This is a genomic window from Bordetella muralis, from assembly GCF_965139205.1.
Lineage (GTDB): Bacteria > Pseudomonadota > Gammaproteobacteria > Burkholderiales > Burkholderiaceae_B > Bordetella_A > Bordetella_A muralis.
The window spans coordinates 223,047-241,757 of sequence record NZ_CBCSIU010000004.1 but is presented as its reverse complement, the minus strand read 5'-3'; the positions used below and the strand labels follow the sequence as shown (position 1 = coordinate 241,757).

Below are 18,711 nucleotides of genomic sequence, written 5' to 3'. Positions count from 1 at the left end.
GACTTATCCAACACTGTGCTATCTCCCTATAGAAGTGACTGCCATTTCGGCGGCGGCGAGTTCGGCCACGTCTTTGGAAACTTCTGGCTAAATGAGCCAGGGCTGGGCTGATCGTGCGATGGCCCGAGGCCGGCACAACACCAGGCGAGACTGATCAAGTCCGTGGGGTGGTCAGGATCAGGCGAAGGCTATGTTCAGCCACGCACATCAATGGATGCCGCGCATCTTCTCCGTCCGACCCTTGACCGATTGCGAACCAGGCGCTCGAACACGCCTGCGGTTGATCATCACCTGCGGATTGCTGAGGTTCTGCTCCTGGCCCGAGCCAAGGCAAGCACCCCGTCAAAATCACAACGCCTTGGGGCAGCAGACAAATGCCGGCGAAAATATTCGCCGGCTTCAGTTGCTGGCCGGAGACTAGAGGAGCCAGAATGTCTCTCACCAGAAAGTGTGAGACATCCTGATGCGTAGCCCGCGCCGGATACTTACTGCCGCACTGAACCATGCGGGTCGATGACGTACTTGTATGCAGAACCCGCGTCGAACTCTTTGTACGCGGCGGGCGCGTCTTCGAGCTTGATGAACTTAGTGTTCATCATCGGCGAAAGGTAAGGCATGCGATCGTTCAGTATCGCCCGCATTAACGCGTGGTTGTAATTGGCCGTCGGGGATTGACCAGCCGACATTCGCGGCGACTTGATCCAGGCGTTGGACCATTCCAGATCCATATGGCCTTTCTTGGCTTTCGGGTCTTTCGAGATCGGGTTTGCGCAGTACACACCGACCGTGCTGGTCATTCCGCCGAAGCGGACATATTTGAGCATTGCGTTGGTAACAGCGCTCTCCACGATCTTGTCAGCCTCCGCGCCAAACCCGCGGCAGTCCACACCAACATAGTCGATGACGCGATCCACCTCCCTGTGCCCGGTAATGCGTTCGAGATGTTCCTCGATCGGCACGCCGTCGGAAAGGTTGATGGTTTCCACGCCGTGTGGCTTGAGAAGGTCCAGCCGCTCTTGAATGTAATCGGCAACGATGATGGCGCCTGCACCCAGAAGTCTGGCGCAGGCGGCACCCGCTCTGCCGACCGGCCCGGCACCGAAGATCAGGATGTTTTCGCCGACGACGTAGGCCGGTGCGGCTGGCCAATCAGGGCCAGCGAACCCATGGAAAGCTGTGGGTAGTACGTCAGAGAGAAGGGTCAGGTCGCGGATCTTTTCCATGGCGGCATCCTTGTCAGGAAAGCGCAGGAGATTGAAATCCGCATACGGTACGAAGAGATAATCACCTTGGCCCCCCGTCCAGCCACCGAGGTTGAACCCGTAGGCTCCGCAGTCGATTTCGGGGTTGGTGTTCTCGCATACATCGGAGCGCATATGCTTGCAGTTGTAGCAACGCCCACAACCCACATTGAAGGGGACGGAAACGATGTCGCCCTTCTTCACGACTTCGACGTCTGATCCCACTTCGATCACTTCGCCGGTCATTTCATGGCCCATGGTCATTCCCTTGGGAACAGCAAACGAACCGCGATAAATGTGAAGGTCGCTGCCACAGATATTTGTGGTAACTATTTTGAGGATAGCGCCGTGGGGTGCACTTTTCCCTTGAGGGGTTATCAGCTCTGGAAATTTGAAGGTGTTGACCTTCATTTCCAAGGGCTTCTCGAAAGTCACGATTCGGTTACCGGTCGGAGTCATTTCGTCACCTCTGTGCGTTAATGTTTCCATCTTCTAAATCGAAGTGGGAAACGAGACTTACCGCTGTCAAGAAGAACGATCGTGGTACTGCCTAGCCGTTGGCCGCGTCTCCTTCTGCGGTCTTGACAGCATCGGATCAAGCTCAGAAGTGGTCAAACTGGAATAATCTATGTGCAGATAGACACGATCTATCTACACGGGCTCGTCGAGCCGTGCTCGTCTCCTAGCTGGGAGAGGACAACGATCATCACTACATCGCGCCTCCTAGCTTGATCTAGGAATAGTCAGCTTGACCCAGCGAGACATGAGGAGGCCGCATGCAGCAGGTACTCCTGTCGCCCGTGTTGCCCCTAGACCTGGTGGCCTTCGATGGGTTGCTCAGCACGTGGCGCCTGTTAGCGGCGCACACGGCGTGCCTGCCATCTTTGCCTGGTTGAAGCAATACAGCGTTGCTCTTCGAGACTCGCTATTTCAAGGGGCTTTGGGATGAGTCTGCTTTGGGCTGGAACCGACGATGGATCGATATAACGGATTGAAGAGCGGCGGCCAGTTCTGGGGTGTGCACCATTTCGAGCAATGCGTGCGATGACGGTGCCTCGAACGCATTTTTCCCAGCAACGAATCCGACATTTGAGTGTGACATTGGTCCACTGATACCGATTGCGTGGAGATTCGGAATGTGTGCGAGTTGGCCGGCGAGAGATTGCGGAAGAACTGCCGAATATTTTCCTGTCGCCACGTGTGCCGATAGCACGTCAATTGAATCAGTGCGAATAGTCTGTGCGGTACATTGCGTCAGTCTATCTTGAATGGATTCAGGTACTGCCGAGTTCAGCAGGCACAGTTGTCTATTAAGAACATGGTCCCACGTTGTGCTTCGGGGTTGCTGTGTTCTAGCGGCGTGAAAAAGGAAAATGCGTTCACGGTACAGAAGGTGAGTATCGAAGTCTTCCCCTGGAATATCCTCCAAATGCATGAGTGCGATATCCAGATTGTTTTCTCGAATCGCCTGCAGCAGGGAAGAAGCGCCGGAGACCAGAATTGATTGTTGAAGTAAAGGTGTTTTTTCGGCAAGGGCGATGCTTAATGTGGGTGCTACGCCGGCAGTTCCTGGGAGTATCCCTAGCCGGAATTTCCCCTCTATACCCCGCCGTAGTGCGGAGATTTCTCGCTCCAGTCCTTTGCAGTCGTCATACATCTGCTGAGCCCAAGACAGTACGCGCATTCCTTCAGAAGTGAGCCCGTCGTAGCGTCGGCCATGACGCACGATCTCGACACCCATGTCTTCCTCCAATTGCTTGATGCCCGCGGAGAGTGTCGGCTGAGAAACATTGCAGCTTTTTGCCGCGTTGCCAAAATGGCCTTCACGGTGCAAAGCAAGCAAGTATTCAAAGTTTCTTACGATCATAGATTTTCTTCTGATAGAGTTGATTGAATTTTATACTTTTATGAAAAAACCTGTGCACGCTTCGATCTGCGTTCAACCTTGATCACGCAGGTGGCACGCATGAAAGGCTGTTGTGCGCAGTGCCCATTCAGTAGGCTCGGCTCGTCATCGGCGGCCAGCACCACAACGCACGGGACAGCCAATAGCGCGAACACAGGTGCTTCGCGCTGTAGGGCGAGTCGTCCTCATGTAGCTTAGCAGTTGGCGCGTTCTGGAAGGGAAGAAGCGGGAGTGGTGAAGCACGCAACCGCAAAAGGCGGTGCTAAGCTCTTGAGCTGCTCGGGTCGTGGCCGCGAGTCGTTGAAGCGGCCAGAGAATGGAGCCTGCCGTGGCCGTTGTGGAGTAGCTAGTACGCCATGCCCCCGGCGTTTCCTTGGCTGCGATTGACGGGCGTACCTGGCGGCAGATCAATAACAGCCATTTATGGATGAAGGAACGAGTGGAGTAAGGCAGATGAAGATATTCACGATTGGATTCACTAAGACCTCCGCGCGATCCTTCTTCACCAAATTAGGTGATTCTGGTGCCAAACGCCTAGTCGATGTTCGTCTGAATAATGTTTCGCAATTGGCCGGCTTCGCAAAGCGCGAGGATCTTCGGTATTTTTCCGAGGCGTTGTGTGGGATGGAATATGAGCACCTGCCAGCACTTGCTCCAACCAAGGACATGTTCGAGGCATATAAAATAAAAGGGGGAGATTGGGATATCTACGCGAGGAAGTTTCTGGATTTAATGTCGTCCCGAAAGATTGAGTCAATCGATAAAGAAAAGATTGATAACAGTTGCCTGCTTTGCAGCGAAGACAAGCCCCATCACTGCCATCGGAGGCTAGTGGCCGAGTACCTTGCAGGCAAATGGCCGAATGTTGAGATCGTGCATCTTTAGCAGGTGACGTAGCTCCACGCCTCCGGCGTCTCGTCTTGATGGCTGAGAGAGGCAAAGGCGCGCATCGGCGGGAGCCGCCGCCACACATGGGGCGTACAGAGCAATCTCGCCCGCCACGACTCGATGTCGGCGCTGAACGAGGCGAGTAGCTCCAGGTGCATTGGCAGACGGGCCGCTGGCTGACGTCGTGGCGCTCGGCGGATATGCACTGGGAAGCCCGCCCGTGTGTTGGGCTATCATGTTGGCGACGCCTACGCCCAGGTGGGGCGTGGCAGGATCGCCGTCATTTACACCCCAGTTTGGTACTGCTATAGGTCTTCCGAAATAGCCGATACATCAGGACAAATTGAAGTAGCTCAATTAGGAGATATCTAATGTCAACCGGTACGTTCATTCTGCACTCCAGCTATACGCCGGCGGGGGACCAGCCAGAGGCGATAGCGCGCCTGCTATCGGACATAGAAGAAGGTGCGACACACCAGACGCTGAAGGGTATCACCGGCTCTGGTAAGACCTTTACGATGGCCAATGTGATTCATCGTCTGAAGCGGCCCACGTTGATCTTGGCTCCTAACAAGACATTGACCGCGCAGCTTTATGGTGAAATGAAGCACTTCTTTCCTGAGAATGCTGTCGAGTACTTCGTTTCCTACTACGATTATTTTCAGCCCGAGATTTATATGCCGGGCACCGATCGTTTCATTCCAAAGGACTCGGCCATCAACGATCACCTTGAGCGCCTACGCCTGTCCACGACCAAATCCTTGATTGAGCGCCGCGATGTGATCGTCGTCGCTTCGGTGTCTTCAATCTACGGCCTGGGTGACCCGGAGGCGTACCGAGCGTTGCAGATCGCTCTGTCCCCTGGGGTCAAACTAAACCAGAGAGAGCTGATTCGTCGTTTGGCTCTGCTGCAATATGATCGCACTGAGCGCACTCTCAAACGTGCAACGTTTCGCGCTCAAGGTGATGTGATCGATATCTTTCCTGCTGATTCCGAGCATAGGGCAGTTCGGGTGGAACTGCTGGATGACTCTGTTGCGTCTGTTCAATGGCTAGACCCTGTTACAGGTAAAACGCTTGGGGCAATTGACCATTACTTGGTTTCGCCAAAGACGCTTTTTGCACCGCCCACGAATAAAATAGATTCCGCGTCCAAGAAGATACTCGCTGATATGGAAGAGCGGGTTGCCGAGCTGAACAGGAATAATCGCTTGGTCGAGGCAAACAGGCTGTACGAGCGGATCACGCATGACGTGGAGATGATGCGCGAGGTAGGCTATTGTTCGGGCATGGAAAATTATTCCTGCTACTTCAGCGAACGGGACCCGGCCTCGCCTCCGATCACATTGCTGGATTACCTGCCGAAAGATGGGCTTCTGTTCGTCGATGAATCCCACGTCATGGTGCCACAGATATCCGCAATGTACCGGGGGGATCAGGCGCGCAAGGAGACGTTGATAGATTACGGGTTCCGCTTGCCTTCGTCTAAGAACAATCGCCCGTTGAACTTTGGTGAATTTGAGAAGGTCAAGCCTCAGACCATCTTTGTTTCCGCTACTCCGGGAGACTACGAGCTGAGGGTGTCGAAAGACAGGGTTGTCGAACAAGTTATCAGACCAACGGGACTGCTTGATCCCAAGGTTGAGGTGCGGAAAGCGGACGGATACATAGATGACCTGCTTGCCGAAATATCGAAGTGCGTGAAGAAGAAAAATCGCGTGCTCGTGACTACGCTGACGAAGGTCAGTGCAGAAGAGCTAACGGATTTCTTGACGGACAACGGGATTCGAGCGCGCTACATGCATTCGGACATAAAAGCGGAGGATCGTGTTGAGATCATCAATGGCCTGCGCGCAGGAGAGTTCGATGTTTTGATTGGGATTAGTCTTTTGCGCGAAGGGCTGGATATTCCAGAGGCATCATTGGTTGCTATTCTCGATGCAGACCGTGCAGGATTCTTGCGTTCGGCCCATGCTCTCATTCAGATGATAGGTCGAGTCGCTCGGAATGAAAACGGCAAGGCGATCTTGTACGCCGACGCGGTGACTCCGGCGATGAAACAGGCGATCGATGAAACCAATAGGCGCAGGCAGCTTCAAATTGCCTTTAACGAGGAAAATGGGATTTCTCCGGCCTCGTCTGTGCGAAAACTAGCAGGAGAAGAGACGAATACGGAGGAGCCCACCGTTCACTCCGAGGCTTTCTGCGAGAATTTGTCCGACCTTTGCGATCAGATCACTGCCAAGGAACAGCAGCTACTCGAATTTACCGATACCGGTGACGAGCAGCGCGTCGAAGATATTCGTCGTCAGTTGGATGGTTTGTACCGGCAATTCATTTACATCTAATCGTTTGCCGGCATAGGGTTGCATGGCCGACCGATCTGCACCTGGCGCAAGCGGGCAGACGGTCGGCTCATCATTCAACCGGAGGGGCGAGCCGCCAAGGCTCAGTGCCCCGCTTTCCAGGGCGTGTGCCTTTCAGTGTCTTGCGACGTGTCAGCGCAAAGCTGGCAACGATCCAACGGCGACCAGCATTTCATCAAATACCGCTCGAACCCTTCCCGGAATGGGGCCACGCTGAGGCCGATAGACGTACAACCCCCATGCCGGAGGTTCTTCGCTCTCCAACACTCGCACGAGCTTCCCGCTGGCAATGTAGGGGGCGGCCATGTAGTCCGCCAGTTGCGCGAACGCGATCCCGGCCAGCGCCGCTCCCATTTCCATGTCGGCATTGTCGGCGACGAGAGTGGGTGCGGCAGGTGTCCACTGGCGTCCCGCCTTGAAGTGCCAAGGCCAGGGACGGCCGGTATTGATATCCAAGGCCACGGTAGCTGGCAGGCTGCTTAGCGCATCGATGTTTTCAGGTACGCCCACTTTCTTGATCAGGCGCGGAGCGGCAACGATCGGAAGTTTCATGTCGGCTGCCTTGCGTGCGACGAAGCGGCTATCACGCATGAATCCGACCCTGATTCCGACGTCAATCCCTTCGTCAACCGTATTGCTGATGCGATCGGACAGGCGCACATCCAGCGTGATGTCGGGATGACGCGCGGCCACGCGCTCCAGTGCCGGCAGCACCGCTCTGGTGCCCAAGCTGTGCGGTGCGGTGATGCGAACCGTACCGGACAGGGATGCCTGCTGGTCGGAGCCAGGCGTTCGCCACAGATCCTCGAACCGCTCCAATGCCGGGCGCACCTGGTCTAACAGCCCTTCGCCGAAGGCGGTGATGCGCACCTGGCGCGTGCTTCGATGAAACAACACCTCGCCGTAGTGTTGCTCCAGTTGCTGGATGGCACGGGTGACACCTTGCGGAGAAGTCCCCAGCCGGACGGCTGCATCGCGAAAACTGCTGCTTTCGGCCGCCACCCGAAAGATGCGCAGTAGTTCCATTTCCTTGTTCATGACGCACGCCTCATGGTCGGTTTCGCCGCTCGTTAATTGTTCCAGATGGTGGAATTATAAAATCGCAACAATTCCATATACAAGGGAGGCGCGGTTGCCCAGACTGACAGCACCCCGGAATGCTCCGCTCCGAACAACCCAACAAGGAACGCGAATGAACGCTGCGACTCTCATCACTGCCTACTACGACGCCTTCAACCGCGGTGACCGCGAGGCCATGCTGTCAATGTTGACCGATGACGTCGCGCACGATTTGAACCAGGGCGCTCGTGAGGTCGGTCGCGAAGCCTTCCGCGCCTTCCTGCAGCGCATGGACCGCTGCTATGGCGAGCAACTCCGCGGGATCGTGGTGATGGTCAGCGCCGACGGCCTGCGCGCAGGCGCGGAGTACGTGGTGCATGGCGAATACAAGGTGACGGACGACGGGCTGCCGGACGCCCAGGGCCAGCGCTACGTGCTGCCGGGTGGCGCGTTCTTCGAGATCCGCGATGGCAAGATCGCTCGTGTCACCAACTACTACAACCTCGGCGACTGGATCGCACAGGTCGGAGGGGACGCCTGAAATGACCAGCGACGTGCAGGTGCTGGTTCGTCGTGGGCCGGACATTGCCGAATGGTTCGACACCGTGGCACATCTGCGGGCGAAGGTCTTCCGCAGCTTTCCATACCTGTACGAGGGCGACATCGAATACGAGAAGCACTACCTTTCCATGTACGCCCGTTCGGCAGACAGCCTGTTGGTGCTCGTGCTCGCTGATGACGTGGTTGTGGGTGCGTCCACGGGGTTGCCGCTCGGCGATACGGAGCCGGCCTTCCAGGTACCGTTCGCCGATCGAGGAATCCCGATGGAGGCAGTGTTTTACTGCGGCGAATCAGTCCTGCTCCCAGCCTTTCGGGGCCTTGGCCTGGGCCATCGCTTCTTTGACGAACGCGAAGCGCATGCCCGTTCGTTGGGCGGCATGCAGTGGACATCGTTCGCGTCGGTGGATCGAGCAGACGACGATCCCCGGCGTCCTTCCAACTACCGCAGTAATGATGCCTTCTGGACCCGTCGTGGCTACGTGCGACAGTCGGACATGAAGGTTACGCTGCCCTGGAAGGAGGTGGGTGAGCCGACCGAAACCGAGCAGACGCTCACGATGTGGCTGCACTCTCTGGAGAACGCGAAGTGAAAGTAGCAGTTGCGAAATATGCAGTGGGTAAGCCGACGGACTTCGAGGCATTTGCTGCGCGGCAGCGACTGGTTCTGGAGGAGGCGCGCCGTGGCGGAGCGGAACTGGCCGTGTTGCCCGAGTATCTATCCCTCGAACTGGCTGCAACGTTCAAGCCTAGCATCCGCCGTGATTTCAACGCCTCTCTGGCCGCGCTGCAGGCCTTGCAGCCTGCTTGGCTGGCACTGTATGCCGACCTGTCGCGCGAGTTGTGCATGACCATTCAGGCCGGTACGTTTTTGACCCAGGTTGGTTTGGACCGCTACCGCAACCGAGCTTGGTGGTTTGCGCCTGACGGTACACGCGACTACCAGGACAAACTGCAGTTGACGGGGTTCGAGAAGGACACCGGCGTCATCGAAGGTGGCGACGAACTCAAGGTGTTCGACCTGAACGGTGTGCGTGCCGGCATCGCTGTTTGCTATGACAGTGAGTTTCCATTGCCCGTGCGAGCCCAGAGAGAGGCGGGAGTGCGCCTGCTGCTGGTCCCGAGCTGTACCGACACCCAAGCAGGTGCAACCCGGGTCCGTGTGGGCTGCATGGCGCGGGCGCTGGAGAACCGAATGTTCATCGCGCAGGCCGTGACGACCGGAGCTGCTGACTGGAGTCCGGCGTTGGACACGAACACTGGCGAGGCCACGATCTATGCACCAATGGATCGTGGATTCCCGGATGATGGCATTCTCGCGACGACTTGCGGCACGCAGACATGGGCGATCGGTGATCTTGACGTTGAAGCACTCGAACGAAACCAGGAACAGGCCCAGGTTGCGGTCGATCGTGACTGGGACGGCCAGATGTTGCCTGCACTGCGGAAGGCTCGGTATTCGGGTCGTCAGGTCGCCTAGCCGGTCTCATCTTGTTAGCTTCAGTTCGATGAGTCGGCTTAGATAGGCCACGTCTATCTGCGCATAGATTTTTCCAGTTTGACCAGTTTTGAACTTGCCCCGATGCTGTCGATACATGCAAGAAATATTCATTAATTTGAATGTTTTGCGCTTCTTGGGAACAAATCTGTACTAGCCTGTAAGCGTGCTCGAAGAGCACAGATTTTGTGGCGAAGTTCGGCCGCATATACTATGGGGGAGTATTGTATAATGCGGCGGTGTACCCAAGTAGAGAGGTGTTCGATGCCACACAGCCCGGAAGAAAAGAAGCAAGCACTGACGCGCATCAGGCGCATCAAAGGTCAGGTAGCGACTCTTGAGCAAGCGCTTGATGCAGGTGCGGAATGTCCTGCAATTCTTCAGCAGCTTGCGGCCGTTCGTGGGGCAGTCAACGGATTGATGGCAACGGTTCTGGAGAGCTATCTGCGGGAAGAGTTTCCCAGTAGCGAAATCAGGAGCGATTCGCAGAACAAGTCCATTGACGAGACCATCTCTATCGTCCGCTCCTATCTGCGGTAGAGGCACCAGGGTGCCCTCGGTGAGGGCAAATTTAGTTAGCTAGTAAAGGAAGCGACATCATGAAATCACGTGCAGCAGTTGCCTTCGGGCCAGGAAAGCCGCTGGAAATCGTCGAGATCGACGTCGAGCCGCCGCGCAAGGGCGAGGTGCTCATCAAGATCACGAACACCGGCGTTTGCCATACCGACGCCTTCACCCTGTCGGGCGACGACCCCGAAGGTCTCTTCCCGGTCGTGCTGGGTCATGAAGGTGCGGGTATCGTCGTGGAGGTGGGTGAAGGTGTGACCAGCGTGAAGCCTGGCGATCACGTCATTCCCCTCTATACCGCCGAGTGCGGCGAGTGCCTGTTCTGCAAGTCCGGCAAGACCAACCTGTGTGTCGCGGTTCGTGCAACCCAGGGTAAGGGGCTGATGCCCGATGGTACGACTCGCTTCTCGTACAACGGTCAGCCGCTTTACCACTACATGGGCTGCTCGACCTTCAGCGAATACACGGTCGTCGCCGAAGTCTCGCTGGCCAAGATCAACCCGGACGCCAATCCCGAGCACGTCTGCCTGCTGGGCTGCGGCGTGACCACCGGCATCGGCGCCGTGCACAACACGGCCAAAGTGCAGCCGGGCGACTCGGTGGCCATCTTCGGCCTCGGCGGCATCGGTCTCGCCGCGATTCAGGGTGCACGCCAGGCCAAAGCGGGCCGCATCATCGCCATCGATACCAATCCGGCGAAGTTCGAGCTGGCTCGTACCTTCGGCGCGACCGAATGCCTCAATCCGAAGGACTTCGACAAGCCGATTCACGAGGTTCTCATCGAGATGACCGGCTGGGGTGTCGATCACACCTTCGAGTGCATCGGCAACGTCAACGTGATGCGTTCGGCTCTGGAAGCTGCCCATCGTGGCTGGGGCCAGTCGATCGTCATCGGTGTCGCCGGTGCCGGCAAGGAAATCTCGACCCGTCCGTTCCAGTTGGTCACCGGCCGGACTTGGAAGGGCTCTGCTTTCGGCGGGGTCAAGGGGCGTACCCAACTTCCGGGCATGGTGGAAGACGCAATGAAAGGCGAGATCGATCTCGCCCCGTTCGTCACCCACACCATGGGTCTCGACGAGATCAACCACGCCTTCGACCTGATGCATGAAGGCAAGTCGATTCGCACGGTGATCCACTACTGATCACCCACTATCCATTCAACACCAACCATCAAGGAAACTAACCATGTCCACTCCTGTCATTTCCGGCGACGGCATCTTCTCGCACGTCTTCATCGGCGCCGCCGACGTCCAGAAGTCGGCCGCGTTCTACGACGCCGCCCTGGGTGCTCTCGGCATCAAGAACCTCGGTCCTTTCGGCAACGGATGGGTGCTTTTCGGTCGCGAAAAGCCGGCTTTCATCATCGCCCGTCCGGGCAATGGTGAAGCGCCTTCGAGCAACGGCGTGACGGTCGGCTTTGCGGCCGCCACTCCCGCCGAAGTGGATGCCTTCCACGCCGCCGGCCTTGCCGCAGGCGGCACCGACGAGGGCCAGCCTGGCCCGCGTGGCCACCTGCCGGGTGCCTATGCGGCCTACCTGCGTGATCCGGCGGGCAACAAGGTCTGCTCGTACACCTTCGTCTGAAAGCTAGGAAGCTGAGGGCGTTCTGAAAGGGCCAGCACAAGCCTCTACACGGCGAGCCTATTAGACGGACCGTGTAGAGCGGTGTCTGCTCATGAAGATCGGCCCGCAGCCATGTGCGAAACGCATGGCTGCGGGCATTTGCTTTGAAGCGTGTTTTTCAACCAAGAAGAAATGAGGTCGTTATGAAAGAGCCGGCCAACATAAATACGACGACCGTACAACCCACCCCGACCGCCACCGTGTACGGCATGCCGGCCTACACCGATCGTGCTGCCGCCGTGGGTGAAGTGCATGCGCGCCCGCATCTGTTGATTCAGGCCCCGCGCGGCATATTGCAGCTCGCTTTCATGACCGAAGGCGACCAGGCCAAGGATCAGATGGCGATGAGCGAGTTGTCTCATCGCTTCGGCGTTGCCGAACCCGACCATGCTACGCCGCTTCACGGCGTGACATGGGACGAAGGAGACCTGCACTGTGAAAAGCACACCGAGTTCTCGACGTATCTCTGGTGCGCTTCGCTGGATTCCGAGACGGGAGAGCCGTGCGGCGAAAACCCGTTCAGGCATGGATTTGTGCCTCCCGGCCCGGTCGTATCCGGCATCCGTTTGAGACTTCTTCCGTGGACGCCGGAAACGGAGAAGGAGGCCGATCGCTTCGATCCTGCCAGCCTGTGCTACTCGCTGGTGGAGAACGGCTCTGCCGCCATTCTGACCGACTTCCGACAGGATGAGGATGGCCTGACGCAGATCCTCGTCCTGGCCCGCGATTTGACCCCGGCGCGGGCGGGTGCGCTGGCTCAACGTCTGCTGGAGATCGAGACCTACCGTACCTTGGCGTTGCTGTCCCTGCCGTTGACACGATCGATGACGTCGGAGCTGCGACGCATGGAGTCGCGCCTTGCGGCGATCACCGACGAGATGTGTACGAGCTTGGTGGAACGGCGCGACAGCGACGTGCTGCTGTCCGAATTGACCGGCCTGGCTGCCGAGCTGGAAGCTGGAGTTGCGGCGAATCTCTATCGCTTCGGTGCCAGCCGTGCCTACTACGAGATCGTCGAGGAAAGGCTGGCAGCGCTTTCGGAAGAGGCCGTATCCGGGTACTGCACCTGGGCGGATTTCCTGCAGCGCCGCATCGCTCCAGCCATGCGGACATGCCAATCCGTAAAGGAGCGCCAGGCCAAGCTCTCAGACAAGCTGACCCGGGCCATCGCGTTGCTGCGTTCCTGGATCGACGTTGAGCTTGAACGCCAGAACCGCGATCTGCTGGCGTCGATGAACAACCGGGCCAAGATGCAATTGCGCCTTCAGCAGACCGTCGAAGGCCTGTCGGTCGCGGCAATTTCTTATTACGTCGTGAGTCTTCTCGGCTACTTGCTCAAGGGCATTCCGATGGTTCACGACAGCGTGGCGCCGGTGATGGCGGTTCTGGTGCCTGCGGTGATGCTGACGATCTGGTGGATCGTGCGCAGGATCAGGCATGCCCACGGCGACACGGTGGCGGAAGAGAAATCTTCCTGACGAGCTGCCGTCTTGGCGCGCGAGAGCTGCGCCGTTCCTTTGAACATAGGAGAACTACATGGAACGCATCGAACATCACGCCAGCTTTGATGGTTGGCAGGACGTTTATCAGCATGAATCGACGACGCTCGGTTGCACGATGAAGGTCGGCGTCTATCTGCCTCCGCAGGCGCAGCACGGCAAAGTGCCGGTGCTGTACTGGCTTTCGGGCCTGACCTGCACCGAGCAGAACTTCATCACCAAGTCCGCCGTCCAGCGCTACGCGGCCGAACATGGCATTGCCGTCGTCGCGCCCGATAGCAGCGCTCGCGGCGAAGGCGTTGCCGACGATCCTGCCTATGACCTCGGACAGGGCGCGGGGTTCTACGTCAATGCCACACAGGAACCCTGGGCTGCGAATCATCGGATGTACGACTACGTCGTGCAGGAACTGCCGGCGCTGATCGAGGCCCACTTTCCCGTGACAGCGGAGCGGAGCATCAGCGGCCATTCCATGGGAGGACACGGTGCTCTGGTCATCGCCCTGCGCAACCCGGGCCGTTATCGAAGCGTCTCGGCCTTCTCGCCCATCGTCGCCCCCACCCAGGTTCCCTGGGGGCACAAGGCCTTCGAGGCGTACCTGGGCAGCGATCGGGAGGTGTGGAAACAGTACGACACCGTGGAGCTGATTCGCACCGTGCAGGAGCGTTTGCCGTTGCTGGTGGACCAGGGCTTGGGCGACGAGTTCCTGGAGAGCCAGCTTCAGCCCGACCTGCTGCGCAAGGCCTGCGACGAGACGGGGCACCCGCTCACGTTGAATCTGCGCCCAGGCTACGACCACAGCTACTACTTCATTGCCAGTTTCATTGGCGAGCATATGGCACACCACGCATCGGCGCTGAAACGCTGAGAGAGAGGAGATCAGGTCATGACAAAGACCTCCAAAAACCGACATCACGTCGTCATTATCGGAGCGGGCTTCGGCGGGATCGAGGTTGCCAACCAGCTTGCTGGTGCCGAGGTCGATGTGACGATCATCGATCGGCGCAATCATCACCTGTTCCAACCCTTGCTTTACCAGGTTGCAGGGGCGTCACTTTCGACATCCGAGATCGCCTGGCCTATTCGCTATCTCTTCCGAAATCGCCCGGAAGTGAACACCTTGATGGCGGAAGTGGAAGGTATCGACCAGGACGCGCGTCAGGTCATTCTCAACAATGGATTGCGGCAAACCTACGACACGCTCGTGCTCGCGACAGGCGCTACCCATGCCTACTTCGGACACGACGAATGGGGGGCTTTCGCGCCGGGGTTGAAGACGCTGGAAGATGCCACGACCATTCGGGGCCGAATCCTCGCGGCTTTCGAGGAGGCTGAGCGCACGAGCGATCCTCAGCAGCGTGCCGCGCTGCAGACGTTCGTCATCATCGGTGGTGGTCCCACCGGGGTTGAATTGGCCGGAACCATCGCCGAGCTTGCACGAGACACGCTGGCGCGTGACTTTCGCTCGATCGACCCGAGCACGTCGCGGGTTGTACTGATCGAGGCTGGCCCGCGTCTGTTGTCCGTCTTTCCAGAGGATCTTTCGGCCTATACGCGCCAGGCGCTCGAAAAGCTCGGCGTCGAGGTCGTGCTGGGTACGCCGGTCACCGAATGCTCGGCCGATGGCGTGGTGTACGGTGGCAAGCCCCTTTCGGCCAAGACCATCGTCTGGGCCGCCGGAGTCCAGGCGTCTCCCGCGGCTCGCTGGCTGGGCGCTGCGTCTGATCGTGCGGGTCGGGTGGTCGTTGGCCCTGACCTGACGGTGGCCGGTCGGCCGGAGGTCTTCGCCATCGGCGATACAGCCTCGTGCACCATGGCCGATGGGAAGCCCGTGCCGGGCATCGCCCCGGCCGCCAAACAGCAAGGGAAGTACGTCGCCAACCTCATTGGACGGCGTTTGAAGGGCAAGCCCGCTGACGGACCTTTCAAATACCGGCATCAGGGGAACCTGGCCACCATCGGCCGCAGCCTGGCGGTGATTGACATGGGGCGGGTGAAGCTGCGTGGTGCCTTTGCGTGGTGGATCTGGAAGCTGGCGCACATCTACTTTCTGATCGGTACGCGAAATCGTCTCAGCGTCGCTTTGAGCTGGGTATGGAACCACAGCATCGGCTACCGCGGCTCTCGCATCATCATGCATGCGATTAGCGACAAAGAGCCCGCGGCGTTGGACAAATCCGGCTCCCTGGATTGAGGTGCCAACGTTATCGGAACGTCAACTATCAGAAATGCCAGGGAGAGGAACTTGACCGATCTATTCACGACAAAGCCCAAGCCTCCCTTGGCCGAACTCCTGCGGCCCAAGACGCTGGATGAATTCGTCGGGCAACGGCACTTGCTCGGCCCCGGCAAGCCGCTTCGTCTCGCGTTCGAGGCGGGCAAGTTGCACTCGTTCATCCTCTGGGGGCCGCCAGGCGTGGGCAAGACCACCCTGGGGCGCCTGGCCGCCAGTGCGACCGACAGCCGATTCATCGCCATCTCGGCCGTGCTTGCCGGGGTGAAGGACATCCGGCAAGCCATCGACGAGGCCCAGGCAGAACTGGACAACCATGGTCGATCGACGGTGCTTTTCGTCGATGAGATCCATCGCTTCAACAAGGCGCAGCAGGATGCCCTACTGCCCCATGTCGAGTCGGGGCTCCTGACCCTGGTGGGGGGGACGACCGAGCATCCGGGGCTGGCGGTCAATTCCGCGCTGCTCTCGCGCGCGCAGGTCTATACCCTCGAACCGCTGTCCGGCGACGAACTGAACCAGCTCTACGAACGCGCACTGCCGCATCTCCAGGGCGTCACGTTGGACGCGGACGCGCTGGATCTGCTCAAGGGCTTTGCCGATGGCGATGGCAGGCGCTTCCTCAATCTGCTTGAGCAGGTGACGAATGCTGCGTCGGGCGCGGGCAAGGCCGTGGTCGATGGCGAGTTTGCCAAACTGTCCACCAGCCCATCACTGCGCAGGTTCGACAAGGGCGGCGACGAGTTCTACTGGCAGCTCTCCGCCTTCCACAAGTCGCTGCGGGGCTCCGACCCCGACGCGGCCCTGTACTGGCTGGCCCGCATCCTCGACGGCAGCGGCGACGTCAGCCAGGTGACGCGCCGCATGATCGTGGTGGCCAGCGAAGACATCGGCAATGCCGACCCGCAGGCGCTGCAACTGGCGCTCAATGCCGCGCTGGCTTATGAGAGGCTGGGTTCCCCCGAAGGCGAAATACCGATTGCCCACGCGGCGACCTACCTTGCTGCCGCCCCCAAGTCGAACGCTGCCTATGCCGCCTGGAACAAGGCGAAGGCCTTCGTCAAGAACAACGGCTCCCTGCCTGTGCCTCTCCATCTTCGCAATGCGCCGACGAAGCTGATGCAGCAGATGGGGTATCACGAAGGCTACCGCTACGCCCATGACGAGCCCAACGGCTATGCCGCTGGGCAAAGCTACTTTCCCGAGGGCGTGGCGCGGCCGGGCTGGTATCAGCCAACGGACAGAGGTGTTGAGCGCAGGCTGGGAGAAAGGCTTACTTGGCTGCGCTCGCTGGATGATGGGACGCTGCCAGAGGCGGACGCCTGACTGGTCGTCTCCGAAACCGGCTCATCGCGACTTCACGAACTACAGGAACAGGATAAGAACATGTCAGCCACTTCTTTCGGTGCATCCTCGGCGAAGATCAGCCGGGGACGCGTTGCCCGCTATCTGCGCACGGAGTCTGGTGCTGCGGTGCTGCTGGTGATCGTCACGGTCGTGGCGCTGGCGTGGGCGAACTCGCCGCTATCCGATGCCTATTTCGAGTTGTGGCACCTGGACGTCGGGTTTGACTTCGGGCCGCTGGGCCTGCACATGGACCTGCATCACTGGGTCAACGACGGCCTGATGGTGGTCTTCTTCTTCCTGATCGGCCTGGAGGTGCGTCAGGAGTTCGCCCACGGATCGCTCCGGGATCGCAGCCGTGCCCGTCTCGCTCTGATCGCGGGGGTCGCGGGTGTCGTGCTTCCCGCGCTGGTGTATGTCCTGATCGTGGGGCTGGCCGGAAGTGAGGGCCTGCACGGGTGGGGGGCGGTGGTCGGCACCGATACGGCATTCATGCTGGGCACCCTGGCGATCGTCGGCCCGCGGCTATCCGGTCAGTTGCGCGTGTTCCTGCTCACCCTGACCGTGGTCGATGACTTCCTCGCCGTGTCCATCATCGGCATCGTCTATAGCGATGAGATTCGGATCGTCCCGTTGTTGATCGCCCTCGCCAGTCTCGTTGCGTTGTGGCGGCTAGGGCGCACCCGCCAGTGGCGGGCAATGCCGTATGTGCTGATCGTGATCGTGCTGTGGCTCGCAACCGTGTACTCCGGCATCCATGCCTCTCTCGCCGGGATGGCCGCGGGGCTGCTGATCCCCGCCTACGCGACGCAACGTCACAAGGTCGTCGCGGCAAAACAACTGTTCCGCGACTTCTGGCAGTCTCCGAGTGCCGCATCGGCCCGCGCGGTGGACTGCGGGCTGTCCCGGGGTATCTCGGTGAACGAGCGATTGCACGAGTTCCTGCGGCTGCCGACGGCGCTGCTGATCGTGCCGGTGTTCGCCTTGGCGAACGCCGGAGTGGACGTGCGTGGCGGGCTGCTCGCCGAGGCCTTCGGCTCGCCAGTCACGTGGGGCGTCATCGCAGGGCTCGTGCTCGGCAAGCTCCTGGGCATCGGGCTCATCACTCTCATCGCCGTCCGTCTCGGCCTGGGCCGGCTGCCCGAGGGCGTCGGGGTGGGCAGCGTGTTCGGTGGTGCGGCACTGTCCGGGATCGGGTTCACCGTGTCGCTGCTGATCATCGGGCTCGCGTTCGGCACGACCTCCGACTTGGGCCGCCAGGCGACGGTCGGCGTGCTCGTGTCGATGGTGTTCGCCACGTTGCTCGGGTGGCTGATCTTCAAGGTCGCCGCCCAGCGGTGGGGTGAGAAGACCGCTGACCTGCCGATGGTGCTTGAGCCACCGGTCGATCCGGAGATCGATCACATCCGCGGGCCGGAGGACGCCCAGCTCACACTCGTCGAGTACGTGGACTTCGAGTGCGCGTACTGTGCGCACGCCACCGGTTCGTGGGACGATCTGCGCGCCCACTTCGGGGACGACCTGCGGTATGTGGTGCGCCATCTGCCGCACCACCCGCACGGGCCGATTGCCGCGCGGGCGTCCGAGGCAGCGGCGAACCAGGGGATGTTCTGGCCGTGGCTGGACTTCGTGTTCACCCGTCAGCATGCGCTGGAGCGCGAGCATCTGATCGGCTACGCCGCCGAGCTTGGGCTCGACGTCGAACGGTTCATCGCGGATCTCGACAGCACCGCGGTGATCGAGCGTGTCGAGCGCGACCTCGCCAGTGCCGTCGCCAGCGGTGCGCACGCCACGCCGACGTTCTTCGTCGAGGGTCGTCGTCTGCGCGGCAGCTACGACGCCCGCACTGTCACCGCGGCGCTCGAAGCCAGTCGCCGCGGCCCCCGAACTCAGGAAGTCCCGTCCTGAGCGGGACGAACTACAGGATAA

General features: G+C 59.5%; 16 protein-coding genes. 13 read left to right on the top strand and 3 right to left on the bottom strand.

The window, feature by feature from the left end; translation table 11 throughout:
• Nucleotides 1-485: 485 nt before the first annotated feature.
• The gene (locus tag ACNA0I_RS09625; protein ID WP_009459598.1) at nucleotides 486-1,700 is read right to left on the bottom strand and encodes a glutathione-independent formaldehyde dehydrogenase; all 1,215 of its coding nucleotides are present in this window, start codon (nucleotides 1,698-1,700) and stop codon (nucleotides 486-488) included.
• Nucleotides 1,701-2,166: 466 nt separating this feature from the next.
• Nucleotides 2,167-3,108 carry a LysR family transcriptional regulator gene (locus tag ACNA0I_RS09620; RefSeq protein WP_009459599.1) on the bottom strand — a complete coding sequence of 314 codons (942 nt, stop codon included), beginning with the start codon at nucleotides 3,106-3,108 and terminating at the stop codon, nucleotides 2,167-2,169.
• A 492-nt stretch (nucleotides 3,109-3,600) separates the two neighbouring features.
• Between ACNA0I_RS09620 and ACNA0I_RS09615 the strand changes: the two genes are divergently transcribed.
• Together ACNA0I_RS09615 and uvrB are read left to right on the top strand one after the other, a co-directional pair.
• Complete coding sequence (locus tag ACNA0I_RS09615) at nucleotides 3,601-4,032, top strand: DUF488 domain-containing protein (protein ID WP_009459601.1); 432 nt, start codon at nucleotides 3,601-3,603, stop codon at nucleotides 4,030-4,032.
• Nucleotides 4,033-4,406: 374 nt separating this feature from the next.
• A complete protein-coding gene (gene uvrB / locus ACNA0I_RS09610) occupies nucleotides 4,407-6,383 on the top strand; it encodes an excinuclease ABC subunit UvrB (protein ID WP_009459603.1) in 1,977 nt (658 codons plus the stop codon).
• Between the two features lie 150 nt (nucleotides 6,384-6,533).
• Here the strand turns inward: uvrB and ACNA0I_RS09605 are convergent, their stop codons facing one another.
• Nucleotides 6,534-7,439 (bottom strand): LysR family transcriptional regulator, encoded by a 906-nt coding sequence (locus ACNA0I_RS09605; RefSeq protein ID WP_009459605.1) that lies wholly within the window; start codon nucleotides 7,437-7,439, stop codon nucleotides 6,534-6,536.
• Nucleotides 7,440-7,593: 154 nt separating this feature from the next.
• On the opposite strand from ACNA0I_RS09605, the gene ACNA0I_RS09600 reads away from it, so the two are divergent.
• The 11 genes from ACNA0I_RS09600 to nhaA all read left to right on the top strand — a co-directional run bounded on the left by ACNA0I_RS09600 (nucleotide 7,594) and on the right by nhaA (nucleotide 18,690).
• Complete coding sequence (locus tag ACNA0I_RS09600; protein ID WP_009459611.1) at nucleotides 7,594-8,001, top strand: ketosteroid isomerase-related protein; 408 nt, start codon at nucleotides 7,594-7,596, stop codon at nucleotides 7,999-8,001.
• Between the two features lies 1 nt (nucleotide 8,002).
• The gene (locus ACNA0I_RS09595; RefSeq protein ID WP_009459619.1) at nucleotides 8,003-8,611 is read left to right on the top strand and encodes a GNAT family acetyltransferase; all 609 of its coding nucleotides are present in this window, start codon (nucleotides 8,003-8,005) and stop codon (nucleotides 8,609-8,611) included.
• Nucleotides 8,608-9,498: a carbon-nitrogen hydrolase family protein gene (locus ACNA0I_RS09590; RefSeq protein ID WP_009459621.1), complete on the top strand. Its 891-nt coding sequence runs from the start codon at nucleotides 8,608-8,610 to the stop codon at nucleotides 9,496-9,498. The genes ACNA0I_RS09595 and ACNA0I_RS09590 overlap by 4 nt, the downstream gene beginning before the upstream one ends.
• Before the next feature lie 282 nt (nucleotides 9,499-9,780).
• Entirely contained in the window at nucleotides 9,781-10,056 is a 276-nt protein-coding gene (gene frmR, locus ACNA0I_RS09585) for a formaldehyde-responsive transcriptional repressor FrmR (RefSeq protein ID WP_007182548.1), read from the top strand.
• 59 nt (nucleotides 10,057-10,115) lie between these two features.
• Entirely contained in the window at nucleotides 10,116-11,225 is a 1,110-nt protein-coding gene (locus ACNA0I_RS09580) for an S-(hydroxymethyl)glutathione dehydrogenase/class III alcohol dehydrogenase (protein ID WP_011871467.1), read from the top strand.
• Between the two features lie 43 nt (nucleotides 11,226-11,268).
• A complete protein-coding gene (locus ACNA0I_RS09575) occupies nucleotides 11,269-11,667 on the top strand; it encodes a VOC family protein (RefSeq protein WP_009459624.1) in 399 nt (132 codons plus the stop codon).
• Between the two features lie 182 nt (nucleotides 11,668-11,849).
• Nucleotides 11,850-13,184 carry a DUF3422 family protein gene (locus ACNA0I_RS09570; RefSeq protein WP_019726353.1) on the top strand — a complete coding sequence of 445 codons (1,335 nt, stop codon included), beginning with the start codon at nucleotides 11,850-11,852 and terminating at the stop codon, nucleotides 13,182-13,184.
• 58 nt (nucleotides 13,185-13,242) lie between these two features.
• Nucleotides 13,243-14,073, top strand: a complete 831-nt coding sequence (fghA, locus tag ACNA0I_RS09565; protein WP_007182551.1) for an S-formylglutathione hydrolase — start codon at nucleotides 13,243-13,245, stop codon at nucleotides 14,071-14,073.
• An 18-nt stretch (nucleotides 14,074-14,091) separates the two neighbouring features.
• Nucleotides 14,092-15,399, top strand: coding sequence for an NAD(P)/FAD-dependent oxidoreductase (locus ACNA0I_RS09560; RefSeq protein WP_019726352.1), 1,308 nt, complete (start codon nucleotides 14,092-14,094; stop codon nucleotides 15,397-15,399).
• A gap of 51 nt (nucleotides 15,400-15,450) precedes the next feature.
• Complete coding sequence (locus ACNA0I_RS09555; protein ID WP_009459628.1) at nucleotides 15,451-16,764, top strand: replication-associated recombination protein A; 1,314 nt, start codon at nucleotides 15,451-15,453, stop codon at nucleotides 16,762-16,764.
• A 60-nt stretch (nucleotides 16,765-16,824) separates the two neighbouring features.
• Nucleotides 16,825-18,690 (top strand): Na+/H+ antiporter NhaA, encoded by a 1,866-nt coding sequence (gene nhaA, locus ACNA0I_RS09550; protein WP_019726351.1) that lies wholly within the window; start codon nucleotides 16,825-16,827, stop codon nucleotides 18,688-18,690.
• Nucleotides 18,691-18,711 lie beyond the last annotated feature (21 nt).